Genomic DNA, 23,569 nt, shown 5'->3' with positions numbered 1-23,569 from the left:
TGGCTTGGCGGCCAGATTTAGGCTGCATGGGGTTCCGCGTGAGCCGGAAGCTTGAGGGCCTCCAGCACGGTTGCCACGATCTCCTCCGGGGACTTGGTGATATCCAGACGCAGGCTTCCGGCGGCAAGTTCACTGCTGGTCAGTGGTTCTAGGGTGGCCAGCTGGCTGGGCAGGAGCGTGGGCGGCATGAAGTGCCCTTCACGGCCCTGCATGCGCTGGCCAAGCAGCTCGGCGGTGCCGTCGAGGTGAACGAACAAGACCCGGCCCTTTGCATCAGAGAGCAGCGTGCGGTAACTCTGCTTGAGCGCGGAGCAGGTGAGGACCGTGCTGGTCCCGGCAGCGGCATTGTGAGTCATCCACCCCTGAATTTCCTGCAGCCAGGGCCACCGGTCCTCATCCTGTAAGGGAATGCCCTGAGTCATCTTGTCGATGTTGGACTGCGGGTGAAACTCATCCGCCTCCGCGCAGGCCCAGCCCAGTTGTTGGGACAGGGCTGCCGCAATGGTGGACTTGCCGGAACCGGCAACGCCCATCACTACCAGGTGTGTGACTGAATACTGCATGCTTTACCTCCGAAGAAGACGCCTTTGGCCCAATGAAGAAGATCCGTTGTGCAGCTCACAGTGAACTGCACCGAAAGATAAGGTATCACCATTTTAATCAATAGGTATTATCTTTTAGTGTCACAAGTCATACCTTTGATAATTCTTGGGTAGGATCGAGGGGCGCGCAGGCGCAAAAGAAAGCAGGGACGATGTCGACGGCGACAGTACCAAACGCGAATGAAGAGCACGACGGCGGGACCTCCCCCGCCATGCATGAGCGAGTTCTCGAGGCGGTGGGCTCAGCCATCGCCGCAGGGACCCTCCCTCCCGGCAGCCGACTCACCCTTGAAGATCTCCAACAGGAGTACGGCGTCTCCCGGACCGTGTCGCGGGATACCGTAAAGGTCTTGGAATCCATGAACCTGGTGTATTCGCGACGGCGCGTGGGCATCGTGGTCCAGGAGCGCAGGCTGTGGAATGTCTTTGATCCCAAGCTGGTTCGCTGGCGCCTTGGCTCTGTCCGACGCGACATTCAGTACAGCAGCCTCACGGAGCTGCGCATCGCCGTCGAGCCCATTGCAGCTGCCGGTGCTGCACGCCGAGCGAGCGCCGCGGAACGGGCCCGGCTGGTTTTCCTAGCTTCAGAACTAAGACGGCTGGGAGAGGCCGGTGAACTCGAGGCTTTCCTAGCGGTCGATATCGAATTTCATTGCCTGCTGCTTGAAAGCTGCGGCAATGAAATGTTCACCTCGCTCGAGGGCATGGTGGCCGAGGTACTCACCAGCCGAACCAAGCAGGGCCTGATGCCCTTCAAGCCACGAAATGAAGCCTTGCAAGCCCACGAGGATGTCGCCGCGGCCGTGTCCCGAGGCGACGCTGTCATGGCAGAGACAGCCGTCCACCACATCCTGAACGAAGTCCGGAATGCCATGGGCTTGGGCTGACTCCGCAACTATGTTGGACCTGCCGTCCTCTGCTTTAACCATGACGATCAGCCCGCTCGCCTCACGGCTCGGGCTGATTTTCTTTTGCCACAGAGCACAGTGGCGGAAATGCAAAGTCTTAACTCACACCGGAGGACTAAGTGAACGATGCCGAAAGCCGCGGCGTACGGATCAACGAACCGGACAAGATCATCGAGGTGCCAGGCCGGGTCGACTATTGCCACCTCCCGGGCAAGCTTTAGCTGTTCCACCAAGCGGTCATTTCGGGGCCATTCCTGCCATCAGAATCCCCGTAATGCCGGGCATTCTGGGCCCCTAACTGATACGAATCAACGACCCCGCTGTCGATGCGATCGACCAAACCAACTTATCCAGAGCCATGCCTGATCTTTGACGACTCGCGCCGCGAATAACAACGGATGGTCCGGGGAAGCAGCAGTTGTCACCCAAAATAATGGGTTTCTACTCAGTCGATTGAAATCGTTCCACGTTTTCAGTCAGCCACTCTCCCTTGAGTGAGGTGTGAGCGAATATATATCTGGTTGGAGACGTTCGGCTTGATAAATTGCTGCTAGCCTCCGGAATGTCAATGTTTTGTCCCACTGCGGTAATGGCTGTCGAGATCCTACTCAGTCCGTCCTACGTCATCCTTTCTACCGGCATACGCCCCCTTTTTGGCCGACCAGGGGTCAGCACCACGTTAGGGATAGCAAATTTTCGACAGTTCGACACACGTTTCTAGTGAGTGATGCGGGACACCAAATCGTAGCCGAGGGAATAGACCACCGGCAGGTTTAGGCGATGGTTCGCGTGTTTGCCCTCTCGGCTGGATTCCAGGAGCCCATTCTCGCGAAGGCGCCGCAGATGTCGCGAGACTTGCGGCGCGCTCATCCCAACTCGTCGAGCAATTTCGGCAGTCGTGCATGGCTCGTTGACGAGGTGGCGGCAGATGTCCAGTCGGCTTGCATCGGTGAGGGCAGCCATGCGTTTTTGAACCTGGGCAGCCGTGGCCCGATCTGCCCCGATTTCGGCGAGGGAAACTGGACCACGATCGGCAGGTTGAGTCCGTACGACCGGCATTCTGCGCTGGCCAATGATTCGTCCTGAATGGCGTATCGGGAGTCATGCTTGACAATGACGTGGGGTTGCGTTAGGAGCGATGGGACAAGGTGGAACGAACGGCCCTGACCGATTACAAAAGCGTTCTGGAGCTTGTCGATGGCCACTTGTTGGGTCTCGTTGAACAGTGGTGTCCCGGAGGGGGGGGAAACGAGCATTTGTGCCAGCCCTTCATTGTGAAGACGTGGCGCGAGTTCTTTGGCAGCCGGGCCAAGGCGGGCTTCATAGCCCTTCCATCGGGAGCCAAAGAACGTTGTTTCACATGCTGCAATGAGTTCAAGGGTTTCGTCCCGGAACTGCGCAGGGTCCCTTAGGAGCCGCAGCAACATCGACTGGCGAGTTACTGACCGGTCCCGCAAATCGGCTAGTGCTTCGGCAGCGACCCGGGAATCGACTAGTGCCGCGGAATAGTCGGGTTCGCTGCGGCCGACGATTCCCTGAATGGCCATGGCGCTGAATATCTCCAGGGCAATTTTGCCACGGCTGACATTTCCTCATCGAAGCTGCCGTGCACCAAACTGTCGGCCTCAAGCGGCAGCAGGGCTCGAAACCGGAAACGGTTCAGCCCGAGCTTTATTCCTCTGGAATCAAGGCAAAGCGGCGCTTCGACAAGGATAGTGAGACAGCTAGGACTCCCATGACGGTCGCCAGCCCGAAACAAGCTGTCATGCCCATGGCCGCCCCGTCGGGGCCAGCCATGCTAGTAGTGGCAGTGTTGAAGGCGAGGGCCATAACAGCCGTTGCAGTGATGAAACCCAGATTGCGGGCTAGGGTCATCATGCCAGAAACCGTACCCTGTTGTGCGGCACCGGCTCGGGACATGACGGCTGTGTTGTTGCCCGCCATGAACATTTGGTTCCCAGCAGTTAGCAGCGCGGCGGTCACTAGGAACGCAATCACTCCCCAGATGGGAACCAGAACGGCGAAGCCCAATGCGGCAACCGTCATTGTCGCTAAGCCGGTGCCCGTCATACGCGGGGAACCCCATCGGTCCACCCATCGCCCGGCAAACACCCCGGTGAGAATTGCGACGACGGGACCAACAGCCATGGCGAGCCCCATCCGCCCCATATCCAGTCCGGGCCCTTGAGTGAGGTAGAAAGGGGGAATGATGGTGAAGGTCATCATCATGAAAGATCCACAAAAGTTCAGGGCTAATGCGGGGACGATGCCCAGAACACGGACTTGCCCCAGGTCGACCAAGGGCGAACTGGCTCGCTTCTCCACCCGCACCCAAAGCAAGAGGCCCAGAGTCACCAGAGTCAGCAGCCCGGTGGTGCCCATCCAGCCGCCCGGGGTGAGGGTCAATGCCGTTGCATAGCCTGCCAATACCAAGGCCAATAGCGTTATCCCGGCAACGTCCACTGAACTGCGTTGAGGGGTAGCTGCGTAGGCTGCAGGCACTTTCCGCAGCAAAAACCATGCCATCGCACCCAAGGGTACAAGTAGGAATACGGTGCCGTGCCAGCCTAGAGCGCTGGCCGAGAGCAGGCCGCCCAGGGCGGGACCCAACGCCATGCCAAAGGCCATGGAGGCGCCGATGATGCCCATGGCCCGGCCCATCTGGTCCTTCGCTACAGTTTCACGCACCAAGGCGACCGGCAAGGACAACATGGCAGCCACGCCTGCACCCTGGACCGCACGAACAACGATCAGTAGCTCTAGGCCCGGTGCGACGCTCATGATCAGGGATGCCAGCATGAAAACGCCCAAACCGACTCTCAGTACGCGTACGCGCCCTGCCGCATCAGCCAACCGCCCCACCGGAACGATCAGGATGGTGCTACTTAGCAGAAAGGCCAGCGTCACCCATTGCACGGCCGGCATTGTGACACCGAAGTCGCCAGCAATCGCTGGCAAGAGGACATTGACAAGGCTGGTTCCCAATGCAGCAATGACCATCACCGACGCAAGCGGCGCCACTTTGGACCATAGGGGCCTCGGATCTATATCTGGGGCGGGGAGGTGGGTCTGGGCTGTGTGTTGACGTTCCATATCAGGGAGGCTAGAAGCCAAGGATCCACGCAGGCAAATGTCGTTGCTGATATGGCAAGATGCAGTAAGCTCAAGGCCATGCCCAACTCCACGCCCGAGGATGAAGTGCTCCGCGACGTCGGACCACGCCTGCGCACGCTGCGGCTCGAACGCGGACTGACCCTGGATGAGCTTTCTGAACAGACAGGGATCTCGGCTTCAACCATCTCCCGGCTGGAGACCGGAAAACGCATCCCAACTCTGGAGCTCCTCTTACGGATCAGCCGAATATACCGCGTGCCTCTGGATGACCTGGTGGGTGCGCCAAACCCACAGGACCCTCGGGTTCGCTTGGAGCCGCGCACAATCAATGGGCGGGAGGCTTGGCCGTTGACGCGTCATTCAGACGGTGTGCAAGCGTGGAAAATCCAGCTACCTTACACTACTCGCCCGCCCAAGCTCCGGACTCACGATGGATATGAATGGCTCTACGTGCTGAGGGGGCAGGTGCGACTCATTCTGGGTCAACAAGACCTTACACTGAACGCGGGCGAGGCCGCCGAGTTCGACACCCGGCGGCCTCACTGGTTTGGCAGCGCAACCACTCAGTCAGCCGACATCCTCAGCCTCTTCGGTCGCCAAGGGGAACGCGTCCACCTACGCGAAGACACGACCGCCCCCAAGACATAGATCAGCGTCGAATTACAAACTAAAGGACGCCGGTCAGAATTCGATTCTTCGCCAGCCAGACGCCTCCAACATCAGCACGAAGCGTAAAGCACAGCGGCTTCGGCAACATCTGACACATGACTGGGTTCAAGTATGACAACAGCGACGATGAAGCCGGCGATGACCGTTGCCCGGTGAAGGTTTCGTTTGCTTTGGCACGGTCTGTGCGCGTAGCCACCGGGCAAAGTGTTGCGTGCAGGCACGGCGGGTGTAGCCCCGACATGGCGAAAGGCTTCAGGGTACGAGACCACTGAAGCCTTTCTCTGCGATCGGAGGTTTCACCTATCTGACATTGGCGAGGCTATGCGGGCCCCCAGGCTAACGCAACCCTAGTACCGGTAGTTCGGGTAGTCGGGGTACCGGTATTCAGGGCCCCAAAAGGGCCCGTACCCGTAGTAGTCCAGGATACTGCCGTAGGTGTCGCGTTCCCGGACCAGCTCGGGGTCGTAGGCCGGTGCGTTCGAAAGGCGCTCGCGGGTCTGGTCGATTCGCACTTCGTCGCCGGTGATGGAGGTGATGGCCTCGACTGGAATGAACGTCTTGTCTTGACCGATGCCCAAGAATCCTCCCGATGCGATTTCGATGAACCGGACCTTGCGCTCGCTTTCATCCACGAGCAAGTTACTGATCTTGCCAAGATCTTCGCCGTCTCTGTCCTTGACGTGCCTGTTGCGGATATCCTCCTCTGGAGTGGCAATCGTTTCGTCGGTATCGCCTAGTTTGAGCAGTTTTCCGGTCTCTGGCGTCTGCATGATTTTTCTCCTTACTTTCGGGCTTGAGGATGTCTATTTTCAGCGCGAAAACTTGGGCTAGGTGCGGGTGACGCTCGGCTCTGAGATATACTTGAGCAAGTCCCCGGTACGGCCATCGGGCAGACTACGCGCCACATCGGCCTGGGTGAGCATGCCGACGAGATCGTGGCCATCGATCACCGGCAACCTTCGGATCTGGTGCTCCTTCATGGTTGCCAGTGCTGCGCTGACATCGTCATCGGCACCGATGGTGACGGGCTTGCCCTGAGCTAGGTCGCCGGCCGTCACCGTGGAGGGATCATCGCCTTGCGCGATGCAGGCCACGACGATATCCCGGTCGGTTAGCATCCCCTTGAGTCGCCTGTCTTCGCCGCAGATGGGCATGGACCCGATGTTGAGGTCGCGCAACTTACGGGCGACCTCAGTGAGTGTTTCGTTTTCCCCGACGCAATCCGCGTCGCCAGTCATGATTTCGCGTGCAGTAGTCACGATTGTCTTACCTCCTGAATAGAGGTTTCGGACGTGCTGGCCACTCAACCCGCCCGCATCCGAACTGTGACTCCCTCAGGGAGCCAGAAGCTCGCTCTTCTTTCCACGTTAGGTGCTCGCCGTAAGGATGTCTAGGGGGATCCGCCCCCTAGCGCTAGGAGGTCAGAGGGCGTAGAAAGGAAAGACCCGGGGAAAGGTGATCTCATGCCAATCTGCGACAGCTGCGGCAACGAATACGACAAGACCTTCACTATCACCAGCGGTGACGAAAGTGGAACCTTCGACAGCTACGAGTGCGCGATCAACACAATCGCACCCTTGTGCGCGCACTGCGGATGTCGAATCTTAGGCCACGGGGTCGAGAACGAAGCGGGCATCTACTGCTGTGCTCATTGTGCCCGCCAAACGGGCCCCAGCAAACTAACCGACCGCGCCTAAAACCTCTCGTCCAATAGCCCAAGTCCCGTCATGGCCGCTGACCGGCCCCGCGTCGACGCGAGCCCACTGCAAGTGTTGCGATGGCGAAAATGGGAAACGGTCATCATCGGCGCCGCATGGATGCATCAAGGCGGTAATCGGACCTTCGTGGCGGGCTTGAGGATCGGGGTTTGCCTTAAAGGCCCAGCCGACCAGGACTAGGGTCACCAGGGTCATGATTCCGAATGGAAACCGTCCGCTCGCGACCGCCGCGCAGAGGCGAGCTCACTCTCTAGGTCCCGCATGTCTGCTTCCAGATGCAAGACCATCCGGATTCCGGCCAAGTTCAGACCTATTTCCAACAAATCGCCGATCCGCCGCAGGGTATCAAGGTCGTTTTCGCTGTACTGGCGGGTCCCACCCAGCGTCCGTCCCGGTTCCAGCAGCCCTTTGCGTTCATAGAGGCGCAGATTCTGCTGCCCCATTCCGACCAGTTCGGCGGCCACGGAAATTGCATATACCCCTCGAGTAAAGCGGTCACCGTCTTTCATTGACATCCTCCAAATTTCCAGCGATTTCCCTTGCTCAAGCCCGCGCACAATGCTATAAAAAATATATACCAGCTGATATAGATCTGCTGGTATTACAGGGAAATTGAAAACAGCCTGCAAGGAGTGACAAACCATGCTGATGCGAACCGACCCGTTTCGCGAATTCGATCGACTGGCCCAGCAGCTCCTGGGAACGACGGCGCGGCCCGCGGTAATGCCCATGGATGCTTGGCGAGATGAGAATGACTTCGTAGTCGCCTTCGACCTGCCCGGGGTCACTATTGACTCGGTAGACATCGACGTCGAACAAAATGTCCTGACCGTCAAGGCCGAGCGTCCAGACCCCGTTGGCGAGAACACCGAACTCATTGTCTTCGAACGGCCACGCGGAGTCTTCAGCCGCCAACTGATCCTCGGCGAGTCCTTGGATACCGACGAGGTGAAGGCAAGCTATGACAGCGGGGTCCTGACGCTGCGGATCCCGGTGGCGGATAAGGCAAAGCCGCGCCGCATCAAAATCGAAACCCCCAGCAACCAGCGCCAAGAAATCAACGCCTGACACTGGCAAAGTGCATTCCCGGACCGGGAGCACCGCAAAGACCGGTTGAAGAAAGAGGGCGCTAACTCCATAGGCCACACCAAAGTGCGAGTAGCACTCAGTTCCCCGGACCCTCGCTGATGACTCCCAGACCGATGATCCCCGGTTAAATGGACCGGGGATCATCGGCCCCCTTACCTCTCAACCAAAAAATCCTGCCAGACATGAAGTGCAGAAACCTAAACCTCTACGACGTCCTGCGCATCCTCCCGACTGCAACACCACACGAGGCGGGCAGCGCCTACCGCACCATGGTGCACAAGTGGCACCCGGGGCCGGAGCCGGACGATGTCATGTATGCCGACGCCGTGGGATCTGGGGCCACGTTGCTGATCGGATCGGTGTACCGGGCGCCTCTCTCGCGGCTCTCCCCGTCACCGGTGGTATGGCGAGATCCATATCCAACCACCAGCCACACATTAATCCCACGGATCTCGCTGTTCGGAGTCGGTCGCCACCTCCCGCCCCAATCCACATAGAAACCCCCAGGAGTACGAATGAGTGCTTGGCACGCCTACGACAGCCAGTTGATGCCAGTGTTCTACGACCGTTTCGAGAAGCGCTGGGGCAAGGGAACAGCACCGTTCCTGGACCCCGAAATCCACGAACAACCGATGCCGCGCGCTCAATGGATTAACGTCGACACCGGAGCCGCAGTGGCGGTCGTGCCCATCTGGACCGGAGACCCGCAACACCGATCCTTCGGGGTGTTCTACTTGCCCCCTGCCGGTGACATCTGGATACTGCGGCCAGGCTATACCAACTATCTTGAGACCAGCCCCAGGAACATTGAACAAGCCACCCTCCGGAATGACGCTTTCAGAAAAGCTGTCGAGCACGCAAAGGAATTCATCTTCGGAACCTCACCCTGAATTGTCCACCGTGGTCGACGGCGTAACTTTGTGGATGTTGTCTGGACCTCCGAGTAACATCAGTATTAATTCGAACCGGGCCTGCCTAAGCAAATGGCAGGGCGGCAACACGCCCCGTAGCGGCCCCAGAATCGTTGGGGGTTCCCCATGACCACCGAATTTCCCTCTGCACCGACACAAGTCTTTCAAGACGTTTCGGTGTCACCCTTGGAATGCATCACCTGCCATTCATCCGACCACCTCACCATTGACTCCATCCACGGCTTGCACCCGAAAGTCCGTGGCCGTGTCGCTGTTGAATACAAGTGCATTTTATGCGGAACCACGCACCTGTGCGACGCGGCAGTGGAGGCCGTGGCCAGAATCCTGGCGAACATTCCTACAGCCACGGGAGTACTCAAGATCGGCCGCGACTACATCCACTGCGGTGAACCCATGCAACACCTCTCGCAACAGCGACTGAAGCTGAAAGTGCAGGATCCTTTCGTGGAGGAAGAATCCGTTATTGACGCACCGGTTCTTCGATGCCACTGCGGATTCCAACTCGCCCTCCCCCCTCCGCACCCAAACCGCTAGCCCATCTCCGCGATGCCAACTAAGAGCTCATCCGCTGCGGCAGAAATCCCAAATATTATCCGGCAGCCGTGGCGCGACCGTCATGGCTGCCACAGCGACTGTGGCCGGTACCTCTGCCCATGCTTCACTGACTCGAATCTCACCGATCCTCAGAACATTAAGGTAGTACGGCAACTTGTACCTTGGCCGACATATCACCGAACAAGAATCCCCTCCCGGTCTTCCTCGGGCGGGGTATCGATTCATGTGAGTGCAGGTAGGCGCTCCTTTGCCTCTCTGTACCATCCAGAAGATGAATCTGGGCATAGGGCCGGCCCTGAACGGAGGCGAGAATACCGGGTGCTGAAAGCCCGCTAGCAGACTAGAATTTTGAATATCCATCAAAGATTACAGAACTCGACTGCCGGCCCAGTACCGGCGTCGGGCTCTCAATGACGGGGAGGGTTTTTATCATGGTCGAAATAGAACCAAATGGCGGAAGATCCCAGCTATCGGCAGAACCGGCAACAATCTCGAATGAGGGGTTTGGCCCGGTCACTGTCGCCGAACAGCTCCAGGACCTTGTGCTAGACAGCCTCGATGTAGGAGATTTCTTGCACGAACTCTCCGAATACTCTGCTTCCCTAGCCTCCGAAGCCGGCGGCCCGGACTTGGATTGCGCGGTGACGCTGTATCGTCGGCGGCGAGCCCAGACAGGTGCAGGAAGCAGCCCCCGTGCGACAACTCTCAACGAAATACAGCAGAGGATGGGCGCGGGGCCCTGCATCACCGCATTGGAAGAACAACGCACCATCGTCGTCGACAACACGGCCATCGAAACACGGTGGCCAGATTATGCACAGCAACTGCTGGCCGAAAACATCCACAGCGTCCTGTCCGTTCCCCTGAACCTGGAACAGGATGCCACAGCGTCGCTGAATTTCTTTTCCCCCACAGCCCACCTGTTCACCCACGAGATGGTAACCAGTGCCGAACAATACGCCTGCCAAGCACAAAAGGCCCTGCGCCTGGCGGTGCGCATCGGTTCTCAGCAGCAACTGGCCCAAGACCTTCAAGAAGCCATGAACTCCCGCACAGTCATCGACCTGGCGGTGGGAGTGATCATGGGCCAGCAACGCTGCGCCCAACACGACGCCTTCGAGATCCTCGCCCGGGCATCGTCAACCCGCAACCAAAAACTCCGCGACTTGGCCCAAGAAGTCCTCAGCAACCTCACCAACGAGAACATCCACACACACTTCGACACCTAACGATCCCACGAGGAATCATCAATAATCTGGCCATCACCCGGGCGCTCAAAACCAATAGGCCCAAGGATTGGGCCACAACGGTCATATACCGCCCGTCAGGCCGCCGCACCAAGGCCCACAGGAGTACCGGCATCACCGGGCACAGCAAGAAGTTGCCCGCAGGAGGTTCCGTCCACGGACGGCACCAGGTCTATGCAGACGAGTATTGAAATATGTTCAACCGACTTCTGAGAATGACAACCTTGCGGGTTCAAACACGGTAGGTGCGTGACGAAACGATGCCTCTCAACCTTCGACGCGACTGAGCTTCCGCTGCCAGCCATGAGATACCTCCGTGCAACCTCTACCGAAGGCGATCAGTGACACCCTGGCCATTAGCACGGCCGTATTCCGCGGACAGGCCTCAGGCGGGACGGGGGCGCGCCGCAGTGGGCGGTCGCTGTGACTGACGATGTGCTGTGGAGGGCGGAACTAACGGCAGAGGCAGCCTCGGGAAGGGGCGACCCGATACGGCCGGGGATCAATTTAGTGTGTTTTCAATGAGCCTTGACAGCATGGCGCATCTCGAAGCGAACTCCCCCAAACGCATCACCGCAGGTCAGCCGAAGCCGCAGCACCCCAACCATCGCTTCGAACCGACGACCGGTACGTTCGAGCACCACAAGCATCTAATCACGCAGTGACGGGGAGGAAACGCTCCCCGTCACTGCGGAAAACCCAGTAAATTCGGGGTTTGAGCCCTGCGAATACCGAGAGACTGATTCCGATTCAGACCGACGACGAGTGCAATCTATGTGGCCCATGCCGCCAAAAAACGGCCCCAGCATGGTCACAGAAGCCCAGATATGGCGGAGTGTTGGTCATTATCGCCACCCATGGGCTCCTATGGGATCCGAGCCCATGACCCGCTTTAGGCAGCAAAAATAGTCCGCTCAAGGAAGTCGTTGCGGAACTTACCATGGGGGTCTCGAAGCTGTACTAGCGCCTTGAAATCCTCGAACTTCGGGTACAGCGGTGCAATCGTGGCCGCGTCGGCAGTGAATACCTTGCCCCAATGCGGACGGGCACCAAAAGGAGCCAATGCCTGCTCAATGAGGGGCAAGACACCTTCGACTGCTGCCTGGTCCAAGCGCCACGTGAAATGCAGGCCAATACCGTTACGGCCGTAGTTTCCACTGAGCCACAGATCATCCGCAGCGATTGTACGAATCTCAGCAACGAGCAGCAACGGCGTAATGACGTCCCTGAGTTCGCGCATGGCAGCAATCGCGGCCAGGGCATGTTCGCGCGGGACAAGGTATTCGCTTTGAATCTCATCACCGTTGCTGGGCAGGTAGTCCATGCGGAAGTGCGAGAGCCTGTCGGCGGCATGTCCAGCAACGCCCAGCTGTGGGGTGCAATTAACTGCCGAAACGCCTGGCAGTGGATGCGACTCCGTCAATGCTGCCGCTCCGCCAAATAGCTGTTCCGGGAAATTCGCTGCGCGTCCGTCGCCCACGCGCTGCTTGAACCAAGCTTGACCGACGGTATCGCCGCTCCAATCGGTGAACAGGCTGACCGAATAGGCACTTGAGGTGATGGCGTCATAGTTCTCCAAGACAGTCACCCACGGCAACCCCGTGTAGACGTGCTGGGCCACCTTGTAGTCAGCCTCAATCCGGAGGGTAACCCGGGTGAGGACGCCTAATGAACCAAGCCCGACGACGTAACCGGCAAAGTCGGGAGTGTCGGCCCGCGTCACCGTGTACATCGCGCCGTTGGCGTCGATAAAGGACAAGGCTAGGACCGAAGTTGCGAGATTCCCGTTGCCATCCCCCGAACCATGTGTTCCTGTAGCAATAGCCCCTGCAATAGAGATATGTGGCAATGATGCCAAGTTATGCAGCGCAAAACCTTGCTTCTGCAACTCCGTCGCTAGGACACCATAGGTAGTTCCGGCGCTGACGCTGACAGTCAGCGCTGCGGCGTCAACCTCAATCTCTGGCGCAATCTTGGCCAGGCTGACCAAGACCCCTTCGGAGTCGGCGATCGGGTTGAAGGAATGACGAGAACCCAGCGCACGCACCTTGGAAGCCGAGGCAACGACGGTACGAAGTTCAGCAATAGACTCCGGATAGTGAATTTCTCCGGCTCCATAGCTGTAATTTCCAGCCCAGTTCCATTCATTCGTCTCTAGTTTCGTCGTCATAGAATCGCCCTGTTCCTCTAAGTTACACACTATTTGATGTGACTAACAACATATCAAATCTGCTAACGCTTATCCATCAATATCGCTGTAATTGAGCAGATTCATGATGAGAAACAGCGCCTCCGCGTCAGTAACTCTCTATTAAGTTGACTGTCAGCACTTATCTCCCACCTCTTCAATTCCCCATCCTGTCTTTGGAATTTTCAGTGTGCGCAATTAAGTTGTGTACAATCAAAACATGAACGTGAATCAGTATGACTTGGACTCCATGGTGTGTTTTGCCGTCTACTCGGCATCCAACGCCGTAGCCAAGGCGCACCGCGTCCTGTTGGAACCTTGGGAACTGACCTACACGCAGTACATCGTCCTGCTGGAAACCAGCACGACGGACGATGGGCTGACCGTCAGCGAACTGGGTGCCAGAATGGGGCTCAATTCAGGCACGCTCTCTCCGCTCCTGCGACGGCTGGAACAACGCAACCTTGTGAGCCGCCAGAGAACCTCGAGCGATGAGCGAATCGTCACGATCACGCTCACACACGTCGGTTCTGAAACCTTGGCGGAGGTACTTCGAGCACTCCAAGTCTTGCGACCCGCCTACGGCTTTGAATCTGCTGCAGAAGCCCAGAACCTCGTTGCCACACTCCATCGAATCACTCAGGGCATGCAGCAGCTGTCATCACCGAACAACTCCTGAGTTGAACTCACTCACCTTCACTTCCACCCCGCCAAATCAACCACCGAAAGGTCACCATGACACCCCTCTACACCGCAGAAGCACTCGCGACTGGAGCCGGCCGTAACGGCAAGGTTCGCACCATCGACGGAGAACTCGATTTGAATCTGGCCATCCCCAAGGCCATGGGTGGCTCGGGCGACGGTGCGAATCCCGAGCAGCTTTTTGCCGCCGGTTACGCCGCCTGTTTCCACTCAGCCTTGCAGCTGGTGGCCCGTACCCAGAAGGTCGATATCACGGACTCCTCGGTGGGCGGCCAGGTCCACATTGGGTCAAATGGCAAGGGCGGATTTGAATTGGCAGTCGCCCTTGAAGTTGTTCTCCCAGGGATTGAAGCAACTGTCGCTCAGGCGCTTGCCGACGCTGCCCACCAGGTGTGCCCCTATTCCAATGCGACCCGAGGCAATATCGAGGTCACCATCACAGTCTCCGATGACTAAAAGTTGAGCTAACGATTGAAGCAATCGATAAGGCCCCCATTGTTGTGATGTACTGCACCGCATAGCCTTGACTGGGTCAGCTTGGCGTCCGCCGCCGGGACAATCATTGTCACAGTAGAGGAACGCATCATCATGATTGCAATGGAGCCCGAGAATGGTGTGGCAGCAGAACTGTCGCATCTGGTACCAAACGGCACAGTGCTCAACGATGGGCCATCTCTTGAGAAGTACAGCCACGACGAGGCACAGTGGGCACCTTTTGCCGCACCGCTTGCCGTTGTCTTGGCCCGAACGACTCAGGAGGTGGCCGCCGTCGTGCGCTATGCGGGCGAACGCGGCATCCACGTTGTTCCACGAGGCGCCGGAACGGGATTGTCCGGTGGTGCCAACAGCATGGAAAACTCAATCGTCATTTCCTTGGAATTAATGACCGCGATTCGAGAGATCAACAGTGCCGATGGCTTTGCTGTTGCCGAAGCGGGCGTCATCAACGATTCGCTCCGCCAGACAGTCGCCGCCCAGGGTCTTTGGTACCCGCCGGACCCTGCCAGTTACAAGACCTCCACCATCGGAGGTAATGCGGCCACCAATGCTGGCGGAATTTGCTGCGTGAAGTATGGCGTGACGCGTGACTACGTCCTCGGCCTGACAGTGGTTCTAGCGGACGGCGAGATTGCGCACCTGGGACGCCGGACAGCCAAGGGGGTCACGGGTTACGATCTCACCTCCCTCATGATTGGCTCAGAAGGAACGCTGGGCATCATCACGGAAGTGACAGTTAAGCTCCTCCCCCTCAGCGGTCGTGAGGACCGGGCCATCATCGGTTACTTCCCTTCGCTCCGGGCCGCAGGTCACGCGATTGCAGCCGTCAAGGCCGCAGGAATTGTTCCTTCGGCGCTGGAACTCATCGATAGCACCTGCCTGCGTGCGGTAGATAACTGGCTCCATCTAGGCCTGCCGGAAAACGTCAATGTCATGTTGCTCGCCTCGGTTGATGAGCCCGGCAGCACGGGCGAACTTTTGGCCAACCGGCTCGCATCCATCTTCCTGACCCACGGCGGCAGCCATATCGAACAGGCCACGGATCCGAAAAAGACCGAAAAACTCTTCCTCGCCCGCCGCATGGCGTACCCCGCACTGGAACGCCTAGGCCAAATCTTAACCGAAGACATTTGCGTACCCAGATCGGCTGTGCCGGACATGCTCTCACGCATTGAAGCGTCAGCCGCGAAGTACGACGTCGTGATCGCCAACATTGCCCACGCCGGCGACGGAAATCTGCATCCACAAATCATCGTCCCCCACGGCGACGTTGCGTCCAAGGCACGAGCCAAACTCGCCTTTGATGAAATTGTGACCGACTGTCGGCTGCTCGGCGGAACCGTGACCGGTGAGCATGGCGTTGGCTTGCTCAAGCTCAGCGGCGCCGCCGCCGAACTAGGGCAACGCGTCATTGACATGCACCAAAGTGTCAAGAACGCCCTTGACCCGAACGGCACCTTGAACCCCGGCAAAGCCTTCCCCCACACCCACAGGAACTGAAAGCCGCCGCTGCGACCCGTCGACGAGGGCGAAGCGCTCGGCAAGCGGGCGGTAAGCACATTTTTCGATGCGAAAAACCTCGCTGTGTGTGAGTACCGACGCTTGCCGGTCTTAACGCCTAGCCCTTGGTTCGGCGAAGACCCCCGCGAATGGTATTGATGAGCAGGGCCACGCAGACAGCAAGACAGAGCAACGCACCGAGGGCAAAGGTTTTCGTGATGCCTGCGCCACTGGCGTGCAGGTCCGAAGTTGAGTTCGCCGCGATGATGGCGGCAGCAACAGCCGTGCCGAAGGAACTGCCAATCGTCCGCAGGACTTGGTTAAAGCTGACTGAGCTGCCTAATTCTTCAGTTGCCACACTGCGGGCAATCAAGGCGGGCATAGCCGCGTAGGCCGCGCCCATCCCCCAACCAAAGAGCAGCATGCCCAAGAGAATCCACACAATTGCGCATGAAAGAGCCACAGCAAGCAGCCGGCGACCGCCATCAGCCCGGCACCGACGGGGAGCAGGGTTGCCAAGGAAACCCTATGCGAAAGCTTTCGTACCAAGCGATTGGCGCTGAAACTTCCTACCGAGAGCGGGAACATGACAAATCCGGCCCAGACAACAGGCAAGGCCATGCCGTAACCCGTGGTTGCGGGTGCCTGGGCAACCAAGCTCGAAACCGATAGGCCAATATACAAGGCAGCACCCAGACCAATAGCCGTGACGTTGGCCAGCAGCACCTCACCATTTCTAAAGACACGCAAGTTGATCAAGGGATGATCCGAGCGCAACTCGGTGCGCATCCAGATCAACAGCAACACCAGGGAAACGGCAATGATGCCGAGAGTCCACGGCGAGGTCCAGCCCCAGCGAGGCCCCTCGCTGATACCCAGGAGCAGAGTTCCGAGGCCAAGTCCAAGGAGCGTTGCCCCGGAGTGATCAAACGGCACAACGGGTGCGAGCTGATCCGGACCATGGGGCACTACCTTGGCCACCACGATGATCGCTGTGAGGACAAAGGCTGCGGCAAACCAGAACGCGAACCGATAATCAAAGAGTCCTGCAAGGATTCCCGTGAGTGGATAACCAATTCCAATTCCGGTGGCCACCGTGACGGACAGGCTTGAGATGGAGGACTGCACCTTTTCTTTGGCGACGTAACGGCGAGCAAGGGAAATCGTGACAGGAACAATTCCATAGCTCAGGCCCTGGAGGGCGCGTCCTATCAGGAACACGCTGAAGTTCGGAGCAAGAGCGGCAATGACGGAGCCGAGCAAGATCAGCACCAAGGAGAAGAGCAGGAGCTTCTTCTTGTGTGGACCATCGCTGAGCCTGCCCATGACCGGGGTCGCTATGGCTCCGGCCAAAAGATTGATCGTGAGCATCCATTGCGCCGTGCTCACGGGAACATCCATCTCGTGGGCAATCGAGGGAACCAGCAACATCCCTAGGGAGCTGACGACGGCGGTCGAGAGCGCGGCATACACCAGGGACGGAACGAGTCTTGGCGTGGACTCAGACATTCTCGGCCTCGTGGCCAATGATCCGCAGAACCGGAATCGCCGCACCCAGGAGGCCTTGCTCCTCAGCTGTCAGTTTTTCCTTCACGACGTGCTCAAGCCACGCATGAGCGGCCGACGACTCTTCGCTGAGTTTCTGCCGGCCCATGTCGCTGAGCTGCAGCCACATCTTTCGACGATCAGTATCGTCTTGGACGCGGCTCAAAAATCCCAAGGCCTCCATCTCACGCACGGCCAGCGAAATTCCTTGTGGGCTGACCTGGATGGCGGTGGCCAACTCTGCCGTGGTGGCGCGGCCATATTCGGCTAAATGCCGTAAAACGGCCAACTTGCCTGAGGATATGGAGCGGCGGGCGTGGATTTTTCGAAGGATCGGGAACAGTACGTCAAGGAGCGCATCCGTCGAGAGTGGGGTGGTGACAGCCTGCTGTTTCATAGCAAAATAATACAATCAAATTGATCAAGTTACTTGATAATATGACGTGTAGAACGTTGAGGAGAGACGAATATCATCTCCTCAAAATGTCTCAGCACCGCGAAATGTCGCGATACTGGAAGAATGTCTAAAAATGTTTTTCCGCCCCGCACTGCACTTCTGGGGCGTTCATTCAGGCAGCTGTGCATCCTGCCACTGCGCTATTGGGCTCTCATCAGTGGGATGTATGCGGTACTGGCCCTGTGGGTTAGCCCGCTGATTTCGCGGCTTCTTTTATTCTCGATTCATCTCGCTGGTCTGGAAACTCTAACGGATCGCACCATGCATGGGCTGTTCACCTCGCCCATTTCTCTGCTCATTCTGGCGCTGACCTTCATCTTGATTTCGGCAGCGACACTGCTCTCCTTTGCCACACTGCTGGTCATCGCCGATCTTCAGTTCACGGCACAGCCACCCTCGTTGCTCGCCGTGGGCAAACGACTCCTCCGCCTCGCCAGGAAGTCCTACCGCCCCGGCGCCCATCTGGTGTCTGCGCAATTGGCCCTCCTCGCGCCCCTCGTCGGCTATACACTTTTCGCCCCCGTGACAGGGAACTTCGGCCTCCCGCCCTTCATCGGCCGTGAATACATGAAGAAGCCCATGTCGGCGCTCTTGCTCATCGCGGTGGCCGTAGTCATCATCGCCATCATCTACCTTTCGATCCTCACGCTGCCGTTTGCTCTGGTACGGAATCAGCCGCTGCGTCATGGCTTCGTGGACGGGATGCGCGCCATCAAGGCCGGGGGAATTCGTCTGCTGGTGGCATTCGCGGTGGCTGCTTTGGGTGCTATTCTCGTCTCGCGAGGCGGGGCCTGGCTTCTGGGCTTTGCCGTGGACGCCCTCAACGCCCGCTTTGAACACACGGAGGCTGCCGTGACGGCCGCCAATCTGATCTTTGCCTTCCTAGCCCTCGCCACGGCTCAAGGCTTCGCCTTCCTGTTCGTCGGGGAAGCTCGGATTTTCTACAAGATGCCCTTCGTCGCCAGCCACCGGCCCCGGGGTTCTGCCGCTCGCTCTCCCTTGGCACGAGGAAGAGATGCCCGCACCGTCTTGACCTCCGCGGTCGTTCTGGCCGTGGTCTGCGGAACAGGTGCCATGATCACGCCCGCGGCAACAGCAACGTCAACACCCGTGCCGTCGCCAACAGCTCCCATGAGCAGCGATGCCAGCCCTGCCCTGGTGATCGGGCACCGTGGCTACGATGCCGGTGGGGTAGAAAACACACTGGGCGGGCTCGAGGCCGCCAAGACCATAAAGACGGATCTTGTCGAGGCCGATTTTCAGCAGACGGCCGACGGTGACTTTGTGGCCAGTCACGATACGAACCTCTTGGTGCTCGCCGGTAAGAACGAGAACATTTTTGACATGACCACCCAAGCCGTCACGGAGACCACCGTCACGATGAAGGGCAACAGCGACACGATTCCCACCATGGCCGAGTACGTGACCCGGGCCCGTGACATTGGCATGCCGCTGTTGATAGAGCTCAAGGTGACCGGACATGAAAATCCTGGTTTCGTGGAGGAGTTCCTGGCCGAGCTGGAGGCCGTCGATGGTTTTGACGGGAACATTTTCCACTCACTCAACCCGGACGCCGTCGAACATATCAAGAGCCTGCGTCCTGAGTTGCGCGTGGGTCTGACGATTGGGCTGCTCTACGGTTCCTTACCGAGTACCCTGTGCGACTTTTATGTCATCGAGCAGGCCTCGCTGACCTCAGAGATGATCGATGCGGCGCATGAACAGAGCAAGGACGTGTATGCGTGGACCGTCAACGGTGACTTGAGCATGCGCGCCCTCCTGCGCTCCGGCGTGGACGGTATCGTGACCGATAAGCCCGATCTGGCACAGGCTGCCCGCGACGAGCTCTCCCCCGAGCCGAAGTATGTCGATGGCGATGTGCGGACCAAGCTACTCCTTGGCTCACGATCGCATCAACCCTAAGTCACAGGGCGTGATCCCTCCGGCAGGAGCCACGCACCCGGGCGGCGATGACGGCTACTATGAAGGTGACATGAAGTGGCCCCGAGCACGACCCGCTTTGGCACCCCAGCAGGAAAGTAAAATCATGAATCCTTCACGCATGAATGTAGAGTCATTCAATCTTGATCACCGGTCTGTCGCGGCACCGTATGTGCGGATCGCCGATCGCAAGGAACTTCCACTTGGCGACGTGATCACCAAATACGATGTGCGCTTCACCCAGCCCAACGTTGCCCATTTGGAGATGAAGGCAATTCACTCCCTCGAGCACTTGTTTGCCGAATGCTCGCGGAACCATTCCCAGCAGGTCATTGACTTTTCCCCCATGGGTTGCCAGACCGGCTACTACCTCATCCTGCAGGGCGAGCCGAATGTTCCGGCCGTATTGGACCTCATCGAGGCCACGTTGACGGATGTCTTACAGGCCACCGAGGTCCCTGCCGCCAACGAGATCCAGTGTGGCTGGGGCGAGAACCACTCCCTGAGCGCCGCTCAGGATGCCGCTCGGGCCTTCTTGGCCAAGCGTGCTGAGTGGGAGCAGGTTTCCGCTTGAGCCACGTCGAGGTCATTGTCATTGTGGCTATGGAAGAGGAAATCACCCCCTTCCTGGAACGCGCTACCGAGGTCGGCGAGCCGCAGCGCATCGGCAATGCGATTCACCGCCGCGGCGTCATCAGCGGCGTGCAAACCCTGATCGTCCAAGGCGGCATCGGCCTGGCCAACGCCGCCAGCGCCGCAACCTCGGCACTGGTGCTCGCGAATGCTGACGCACCCGATGCAGCACTCCCCCTCGTCATCAGCGCCGGAACTGCTGGCGGCCTAGGCGATGCGGTCCGGGTCGGCGATGTGGTCATCGGTAGCGACAACATCAATGCCAATGCTGATGCTCGCGCCTTTGGTTACGTCCTCGGTCAGGTGCCCGGCATGCCCGTGTCCTACCCCGTCCCGACAGCGCTGCTGAAGATTAGCGCCATCGACCTTCCCGAACACCGCGCGGGCGCCACACTGCACGAGGGCCTGATGCTCTCGAGCGATTCCTTTGTCGATCAGGAACGCGCTGTTGTGGTCAAGGATCTCTTTGATCAGGTGCTTGCCACTGACATGGAGTCGTCCGCCATCGCCCAGACGTGCCATGTCTTTGGTGCTCCGTTCCTCTCGATCCGTGGCATCTCGGATCTGTGTGGCCCGGCTTCTGACGCTGATTTCCTGACGCATGTTGACGACGCCGCCGAGCGCTCGGTCGAAGTAGTTACGGCCGTCATCGGCGCGTGGGCAGCTGCGGGTTCTCCCCGAGTCGTCACTGCCTATTGAGCTCTTGGCCGGCAATGACACACAATGAAGGGCGCTTGTTCAGATTCCTCTGGGCAAGCGCCCTTCGTGTTAACTCCGGCCCTTGCTAGCTGCCGTCGCGGAGGTCCTCCGGCACCTCAAGACGCAGGTCGATCTCCTCAAAACGTGCCACGCAGCTCTCCCCGAGGGGCGCCTGCGCCAGGAATCCCACGTGCACCGGCGCGTCACTCGCGAGACGGAAAAGGCGGATGAATTCCCAGAACTGCCCATCCGCGGAGGCGTGAAATACCCACCCCGGGCCGACCCGACTGACCCGCAGATACGTCCAGTTGCCCTGCACGGGGCGAGAGTTACAGTCGTCCGAGTAGCCGTTCGTCACGACGCTGACAATCATGGTCTCACCCTGCGGAGAGTATTCAAAGCACAGCTTGGCCCAGTGCTCGGGGTTGACCCATAGGCTCAGTGCGCCCGCATCAAAGGTGGTGCGAGGCCCATCGATCACCACCTTGGCCGAGAGCGAAAAAGTCTCCGGTGCCACAAATCCCAGTGCTGCCGCGGCATGTTGTTGTGGCCCGCCGAGGGCGTCGTTGCTCCAGTCAACAGTGGCGGCCGCGGTTAGCGTGAGCGACGCCCCGCCCGCGTCATAAACGGCCTGTCCGGAGGTGGGTTGCCAGCTCAGGGTGGGCAGCTCTTTGATGGTGGGTGGCACTTTTCTTCCTTAACTTCCGACGGCGAACACTACTTCGGTGGGGACCATTCCTGCCGCTTTCCTTGAGAACGAGGGATGCCACAAGGATTAAGCTCAACTATGATCTCTCCCACACGCAGCTGAGCATACTACGTCCCAAACGCTATGGTTGATGGCGGTGCACTGCACCACTGGCAGCTCCCCTTCACCGGTTTGCAGGAAGAAGTACATGACTTACGCACGCCCCTTGGCACATAAACTCGTTCCGGCTGCGGCCGCCCTCGCCGCGGCTCTGGTTTTATCCGCTTGCACGCCGGCCACCTCGACAACGGAAAACAGCGCCGATGATGGTACTCCCGTCACCGGCGGCACCTTGGTCTATGCCTCGGGTGATGCCGAGCCGAGCTGCCTCGATCCTCATGTGGGCGGAAACTACCCGCAGGCCTTGGTTGCCTCGCAGTACCTCGAGACGCTCTACACCAAGGATGCCGAGGGCAAGCTGATCCCGTGGCTCGCCGAAGACTCCACGGTGTCCGAGGACGGATTGACGCGCAGTGTGAAGATTCGCGACGGCATCAGCTTTACGGATGGCACGGCCTTGGATGCGGCAGCTGTCAAGGCAAACTTTGAACATCTGCTGGATCCCAACACCGCATCCTCCACTGGATACCTTGCGCTGGGAAAGATCGCGTCCATGACGGCCGTTGATGCGCGCACCTTGGAGCTCAAGCTCAAGACCCCTGATAACTCACTCCTTGAGTCCTTCTCGATGCCGTGGGTTGCCATTGAATCTCCCACGGCACTCAAGCGTAGCCAGGAAGAAAACTGCGCGGCACCCGTCGGGACCGGCGCCTTCAAGATTGCCTCGTGGAAGAAGCAGGAAGCCGTCAACCTGGTGCGCAACGAGGGCTATGTTCGCCCCGTCGCCTCCTCGACGCATGAGGGCCCGGCCTACCTGGATGCCATCACGTGGCGTTTCATTCCGGATGCCGCCACACGTTATGCAGCGTTGCAGTCCGGCGAGGTTCAGGTCATCGATAACGCCCAGCCCGACGCGATCGCCACGGCCACCAAAACCGCCACGCTCAAGCACCTCGATGCTCCGCGCCCTGGTGCGTCCAACCGCATCGAGCTGAACTCCTCGAAGGCGCCCTTCAATGACCCGAAAACTCGTGAAGCGTTCGTCCATGCCGTGAATGTCAACGCCAGCATCGACTCACTCTTCTTCGGCACGGCTAAGCGCTCCTACTCACCGCTGTCCAGCGTGGAGCCGCTCGCTTACTCCGACGATTCACTCTTTGACTACGATCCCGCCAAGGCCGCCGAATTGCTCGACGCCGCTGGCTGGACCGAGCGCGACACCGAAGGTTACCGAATCAAGGATGGCCAGCGTTTCTCCCTGACGTTCCCCGTGAGCACCAGCCAGTCGATCCCGGCCGAGCAGTCAATCTTTGAACAGATGCAAGCCACCGCCAAGGATTCCGGCATCGAGATCAAGATCAACCTGTTGGATCTCTCCAGCTGGTATGGAGACCTCGCCAAGAACAACTACAACTTAGTGTCCGCCCCGTACACCAAGGTGGGTCCGAGCGTTCTCTCGATCCTGTTCCATTCTGACTCGACGATCCCGGCACCCTCGGGGTACTTTGCCAACCATTCCCAGGTCAAGAACCCTGCCCTGGACGCGTTACTGACGACCGCCGGTTCCACGAAGGACGAGGCAGAGCGTAAGGATCTTTACACGAAGGCTCAGAAGCTCGTGCTCGAGGGCTACTACCTCTTGCCGCTGTACGATCAGCAAAACCACTTCCTATACTCGGACAAGTTGAAGAACGTTGGAGCAACAACGGCAGTCGCCAGCCCCCTCTTCTTTGATGCCTGGCTGAGTAACTAAAGTTCTTGCCG

At 58.8% G+C, this 23,569-nt stretch carries 28 protein-coding genes; 16 read left to right on the top strand and 12 right to left on the bottom strand.

What is annotated here, in order from left to right; all coding sequences use genetic code 11:
• Window positions 1–17 precede the first annotated feature (17 nt).
• Entirely contained in the window at window positions 18–563 is a 546-nt protein-coding gene (locus CVS30_RS09120; protein ID WP_110485019.1) for a gluconokinase, read from the bottom strand.
• A gap of 191 nt (window positions 564–754) precedes the next feature.
• Between CVS30_RS09120 and CVS30_RS09115 the strand changes: the two genes are divergently transcribed.
• Window positions 755–1,489 (top strand): FadR/GntR family transcriptional regulator, encoded by a 735-nt coding sequence (locus tag CVS30_RS09115; protein WP_110485018.1) that lies wholly within the window; start codon window positions 755–757, stop codon window positions 1,487–1,489.
• Window positions 1,490–2,227: 738 nt separating this feature from the next.
• Here CVS30_RS09115 and CVS30_RS18575 read toward each other — a convergent pair.
• From CVS30_RS18575 to CVS30_RS09100, 3 genes are all read right to left on the bottom strand, one after another.
• Window positions 2,228–2,473 carry an ArsR/SmtB family transcription factor gene (locus CVS30_RS18575; protein WP_181419757.1) on the bottom strand — a complete coding sequence of 82 codons (246 nt, stop codon included), beginning with the start codon at window positions 2,471–2,473 and terminating at the stop codon, window positions 2,228–2,230.
• Complete coding sequence (locus tag CVS30_RS17985; RefSeq protein WP_370800702.1) at window positions 2,377–3,069, bottom strand: DUF5937 family protein; 693 nt, start codon at window positions 3,067–3,069, stop codon at window positions 2,377–2,379. The genes CVS30_RS18575 and CVS30_RS17985 overlap by 97 nt, the downstream gene beginning before the upstream one ends.
• Window positions 3,070–3,181: 112 nt before the next feature.
• A complete protein-coding gene (locus CVS30_RS09100) occupies window positions 3,182–4,603 on the bottom strand; it encodes an MFS transporter (RefSeq protein ID WP_110485015.1) in 1,422 nt (473 codons plus the stop codon).
• 78 nt (window positions 4,604–4,681) lie between these two features.
• Between CVS30_RS09100 and CVS30_RS09095 the strand changes: the two genes are divergently transcribed.
• Complete coding sequence (locus CVS30_RS09095; protein WP_110485064.1) at window positions 4,682–5,272, top strand: helix-turn-helix domain-containing protein; 591 nt, start codon at window positions 4,682–4,684, stop codon at window positions 5,270–5,272.
• A gap of 368 nt (window positions 5,273–5,640) precedes the next feature.
• Here the strand turns inward: CVS30_RS09095 and CVS30_RS09090 are convergent, their stop codons facing one another.
• Together CVS30_RS09090 and CVS30_RS09085 are read right to left on the bottom strand one after the other, a co-directional pair.
• Entirely contained in the window at window positions 5,641–6,063 is a 423-nt protein-coding gene (locus tag CVS30_RS09090) for a PRC-barrel domain-containing protein (protein ID WP_110485014.1), read from the bottom strand.
• Window positions 6,064–6,120: 57 nt separating this feature from the next.
• Window positions 6,121–6,552, bottom strand: a complete 432-nt coding sequence (locus CVS30_RS09085) for a CBS domain-containing protein (protein WP_110485013.1) — start codon at window positions 6,550–6,552, stop codon at window positions 6,121–6,123.
• Window positions 6,553–6,756: 204 nt separating this feature from the next.
• Between CVS30_RS09085 and CVS30_RS18650 the strand changes: the two genes are divergently transcribed.
• Window positions 6,757–6,990 carry a metallothionein gene (locus CVS30_RS18650; RefSeq protein ID WP_110485012.1) on the top strand — a complete coding sequence of 78 codons (234 nt, stop codon included), beginning with the start codon at window positions 6,757–6,759 and terminating at the stop codon, window positions 6,988–6,990.
• Between the two features lie 212 nt (window positions 6,991–7,202).
• Here the strand turns inward: CVS30_RS18650 and CVS30_RS09075 are convergent, their stop codons facing one another.
• Complete coding sequence (locus CVS30_RS09075; protein WP_245934525.1) at window positions 7,203–7,640, bottom strand: MerR family transcriptional regulator; 438 nt, start codon at window positions 7,638–7,640, stop codon at window positions 7,203–7,205.
• Between the two features lie 13 nt (window positions 7,641–7,653).
• On the opposite strand from CVS30_RS09075, the gene CVS30_RS09070 reads away from it, so the two are divergent.
• The 6 genes from CVS30_RS09070 to CVS30_RS17980 all read left to right on the top strand — a co-directional run bounded on the left by CVS30_RS09070 (window position 7,654) and on the right by CVS30_RS17980 (window position 11,499).
• Window positions 7,654–8,079, top strand: a complete 426-nt coding sequence (locus CVS30_RS09070) for an Hsp20/alpha crystallin family protein (RefSeq protein WP_110485011.1) — start codon at window positions 7,654–7,656, stop codon at window positions 8,077–8,079.
• 203 nt (window positions 8,080–8,282) lie between these two features.
• A complete protein-coding gene (locus CVS30_RS17795) occupies window positions 8,283–8,597 on the top strand; it encodes a J domain-containing protein (protein ID WP_146233380.1) in 315 nt (104 codons plus the stop codon).
• Between the two features lie 18 nt (window positions 8,598–8,615).
• The gene (locus CVS30_RS09065; protein ID WP_110485010.1) at window positions 8,616–8,990 is read left to right on the top strand and encodes a hypothetical protein; all 375 of its coding nucleotides are present in this window, start codon (window positions 8,616–8,618) and stop codon (window positions 8,988–8,990) included.
• A gap of 147 nt (window positions 8,991–9,137) precedes the next feature.
• A complete protein-coding gene (locus CVS30_RS09060) occupies window positions 9,138–9,566 on the top strand; it encodes a hypothetical protein (protein WP_110485009.1) in 429 nt (142 codons plus the stop codon).
• A gap of 452 nt (window positions 9,567–10,018) precedes the next feature.
• Entirely contained in the window at window positions 10,019–10,816 is a 798-nt protein-coding gene (locus CVS30_RS09055; RefSeq protein WP_110485008.1) for a GAF and ANTAR domain-containing protein, read from the top strand.
• Window positions 10,817–11,355: 539 nt separating this feature from the next.
• Window positions 11,356–11,499 (top strand): hypothetical protein, encoded by a 144-nt coding sequence (locus tag CVS30_RS17980; RefSeq protein WP_181419756.1) that lies wholly within the window; start codon window positions 11,356–11,358, stop codon window positions 11,497–11,499.
• Window positions 11,500–11,726: 227 nt separating this feature from the next.
• Here CVS30_RS17980 and CVS30_RS09050 read toward each other — a convergent pair whose 3' ends face one another.
• Entirely contained in the window at window positions 11,727–13,004 is a 1,278-nt protein-coding gene (locus tag CVS30_RS09050; protein ID WP_110485007.1) for an FAD-binding protein, read from the bottom strand.
• A 238-nt stretch (window positions 13,005–13,242) separates the two neighbouring features.
• Here CVS30_RS09050 and CVS30_RS09045 point away from each other — a divergent pair, with 238 nt between their 5' ends.
• The 3 genes from CVS30_RS09045 to CVS30_RS09035 all read left to right on the top strand — a co-directional run bounded on the left by CVS30_RS09045 (window position 13,243) and on the right by CVS30_RS09035 (window position 15,722).
• Window positions 13,243–13,701: a MarR family winged helix-turn-helix transcriptional regulator gene (locus tag CVS30_RS09045; protein ID WP_146233379.1), complete on the top strand. Its 459-nt coding sequence runs from the start codon at window positions 13,243–13,245 to the stop codon at window positions 13,699–13,701.
• Window positions 13,702–13,757: 56 nt separating this feature from the next.
• A complete protein-coding gene (locus CVS30_RS09040) occupies window positions 13,758–14,180 on the top strand; it encodes an organic hydroperoxide resistance protein (protein ID WP_110485005.1) in 423 nt (140 codons plus the stop codon).
• 132 nt (window positions 14,181–14,312) lie between these two features.
• Window positions 14,313–15,722, top strand: a complete 1,410-nt coding sequence (locus CVS30_RS09035) for an FAD-binding oxidoreductase (protein ID WP_245934524.1) — start codon at window positions 14,313–14,315, stop codon at window positions 15,720–15,722.
• A 118-nt stretch (window positions 15,723–15,840) separates the two neighbouring features.
• Here CVS30_RS09035 and CVS30_RS18305 read toward each other — a convergent pair whose 3' ends face one another.
• The 3 genes from CVS30_RS18305 to CVS30_RS09025 are packed head-to-tail and all read right to left on the bottom strand — an operon-like array spanning window position 15,841 to window position 17,664.
• The gene (locus tag CVS30_RS18305; protein WP_245934523.1) at window positions 15,841–16,146 is read right to left on the bottom strand and encodes an MFS transporter; all 306 of its coding nucleotides are present in this window, start codon (window positions 16,144–16,146) and stop codon (window positions 15,841–15,843) included.
• Window positions 16,092–17,231, bottom strand: a complete 1,140-nt coding sequence (locus CVS30_RS09030; protein WP_245934522.1) for an MFS transporter — start codon at window positions 17,229–17,231, stop codon at window positions 16,092–16,094. Before CVS30_RS09030 ends, CVS30_RS18305 begins: the two co-directional genes overlap by 55 nt.
• The gene (locus tag CVS30_RS09025; RefSeq protein ID WP_110485004.1) at window positions 17,224–17,664 is read right to left on the bottom strand and encodes a MarR family winged helix-turn-helix transcriptional regulator; all 441 of its coding nucleotides are present in this window, start codon (window positions 17,662–17,664) and stop codon (window positions 17,224–17,226) included. Before CVS30_RS09025 ends, CVS30_RS09030 begins: the two co-directional genes overlap by 8 nt.
• A 123-nt stretch (window positions 17,665–17,787) precedes the next feature.
• Between CVS30_RS09025 and CVS30_RS09020 the strand changes: the two genes are divergently transcribed.
• The 3 genes from CVS30_RS09020 (at window position 17,788) to mtnN (ending at window position 20,997) form a co-directional block, all read left to right on the top strand.
• A complete protein-coding gene (locus tag CVS30_RS09020) occupies window positions 17,788–19,647 on the top strand; it encodes a glycerophosphodiester phosphodiesterase family protein (protein WP_110485003.1) in 1,860 nt (619 codons plus the stop codon).
• A gap of 139 nt (window positions 19,648–19,786) precedes the next feature.
• Window positions 19,787–20,239, top strand: a complete 453-nt coding sequence (locus tag CVS30_RS09015) for an S-ribosylhomocysteine lyase (protein ID WP_442319998.1) — start codon at window positions 19,787–19,789, stop codon at window positions 20,237–20,239.
• Window positions 20,236–20,997 (top strand): 5'-methylthioadenosine/S-adenosylhomocysteine nucleosidase, encoded by a 762-nt coding sequence (gene mtnN / locus CVS30_RS09010; RefSeq protein WP_110485061.1) that lies wholly within the window; start codon window positions 20,236–20,238, stop codon window positions 20,995–20,997. Before CVS30_RS09015 ends, mtnN begins: the two co-directional genes overlap by 4 nt.
• A gap of 85 nt (window positions 20,998–21,082) precedes the next feature.
• Here mtnN and CVS30_RS09005 read toward each other — a convergent pair whose 3' ends face one another.
• Complete coding sequence (locus CVS30_RS09005; RefSeq protein WP_110485001.1) at window positions 21,083–21,685, bottom strand: DUF1349 domain-containing protein; 603 nt, start codon at window positions 21,683–21,685, stop codon at window positions 21,083–21,085.
• Window positions 21,686–21,893: 208 nt separating this feature from the next.
• Between CVS30_RS09005 and CVS30_RS09000 the strand changes: the two genes are divergently transcribed.
• On the top strand, window positions 21,894–23,558 hold the full coding sequence (locus tag CVS30_RS09000) for an ABC transporter substrate-binding protein (protein ID WP_110485000.1): 1,665 nt from the start codon (window positions 21,894–21,896) through the stop codon (window positions 23,556–23,558).
• Window positions 23,559–23,569: the final 11 nt, after the last annotated feature.

The sequence above is a fragment of the Arthrobacter psychrolactophilus genome, assembly GCF_003219795.1.
GTDB classification, from domain to species: domain Bacteria; phylum Actinomycetota; class Actinomycetes; order Actinomycetales; family Micrococcaceae; genus Specibacter; species Specibacter psychrolactophilus.
This window is presented reverse-complemented; position numbering and strand designations above follow the sequence as displayed.

Coding starts and splice junctions, on each gene's coding strand:
- CVS30_RS09025 (WP_110485004.1), bottom strand. CDS start 17,664: ATGAAACAGCAGGCTGTCACCACCCCACTCTCGACGGATGCGCTCCTT.
- CVS30_RS18305 (WP_245934523.1), bottom strand. CDS start 16,146: ATGCTGCTCTTTGGTTGGGGGATGGGCGCGGCCTACGCGGCTATGCCC.
- CVS30_RS09115 (WP_110485018.1), top strand. CDS start 755: ATGTCGACGGCGACAGTACCAAACGCGAATGAAGAGCACGACGGCGGG.
- CVS30_RS09065 (WP_110485010.1), top strand. CDS start 8,616: ATGAGTGCTTGGCACGCCTACGACAGCCAGTTGATGCCAGTGTTCTAC.
- CVS30_RS09040 (WP_110485005.1), top strand. CDS start 13,758: ATGACACCCCTCTACACCGCAGAAGCACTCGCGACTGGAGCCGGCCGT.
- CVS30_RS09015 (WP_442319998.1), top strand. CDS start 19,787: ATGAATGTAGAGTCATTCAATCTTGATCACCGGTCTGTCGCGGCACCG.
- CVS30_RS09045 (WP_146233379.1), top strand. CDS start 13,243: ATGAACGTGAATCAGTATGACTTGGACTCCATGGTGTGTTTTGCCGTC.
- CVS30_RS18575 (WP_181419757.1), bottom strand. CDS start 2,473: ATGGCTGCCCTCACCGATGCAAGCCGACTGGACATCTGCCGCCACCTC.
- CVS30_RS17795 (WP_146233380.1), top strand. CDS start 8,283: ATGAAGTGCAGAAACCTAAACCTCTACGACGTCCTGCGCATCCTCCCG.
- CVS30_RS09050 (WP_110485007.1), bottom strand. CDS start 13,004: ATGACGACGAAACTAGAGACGAATGAATGGAACTGGGCTGGAAATTAC.
- CVS30_RS09120 (WP_110485019.1), bottom strand. CDS start 563: ATGCAGTATTCAGTCACACACCTGGTAGTGATGGGCGTTGCCGGTTCC.
- CVS30_RS09100 (WP_110485015.1), bottom strand. CDS start 4,603: ATGGAACGTCAACACACAGCCCAGACCCACCTCCCCGCCCCAGATATA.
- CVS30_RS17980 (WP_181419756.1), top strand. CDS start 11,356: ATGAGCCTTGACAGCATGGCGCATCTCGAAGCGAACTCCCCCAAACGC.
- CVS30_RS09070 (WP_110485011.1), top strand. CDS start 7,654: ATGCTGATGCGAACCGACCCGTTTCGCGAATTCGATCGACTGGCCCAG.
- CVS30_RS09020 (WP_110485003.1), top strand. CDS start 17,788: ATGTCTAAAAATGTTTTTCCGCCCCGCACTGCACTTCTGGGGCGTTCA.
- CVS30_RS09090 (WP_110485014.1), bottom strand. CDS start 6,063: ATGCAGACGCCAGAGACCGGAAAACTGCTCAAACTAGGCGATACCGAC.
- CVS30_RS09055 (WP_110485008.1), top strand. CDS start 10,019: ATGGTCGAAATAGAACCAAATGGCGGAAGATCCCAGCTATCGGCAGAA.
- CVS30_RS09060 (WP_110485009.1), top strand. CDS start 9,138: ATGACCACCGAATTTCCCTCTGCACCGACACAAGTCTTTCAAGACGTT.
- CVS30_RS09095 (WP_110485064.1), top strand. CDS start 4,682: ATGCCCAACTCCACGCCCGAGGATGAAGTGCTCCGCGACGTCGGACCA.
- CVS30_RS18650 (WP_110485012.1), top strand. CDS start 6,757: ATGCCAATCTGCGACAGCTGCGGCAACGAATACGACAAGACCTTCACT.
- CVS30_RS09035 (WP_245934524.1), top strand. CDS start 14,313: ATGATTGCAATGGAGCCCGAGAATGGTGTGGCAGCAGAACTGTCGCAT.
- CVS30_RS09000 (WP_110485000.1), top strand. CDS start 21,894: ATGACTTACGCACGCCCCTTGGCACATAAACTCGTTCCGGCTGCGGCC.
- CVS30_RS09030 (WP_245934522.1), bottom strand. CDS start 17,231: ATGTCTGAGTCCACGCCAAGACTCGTTCCGTCCCTGGTGTATGCCGCG.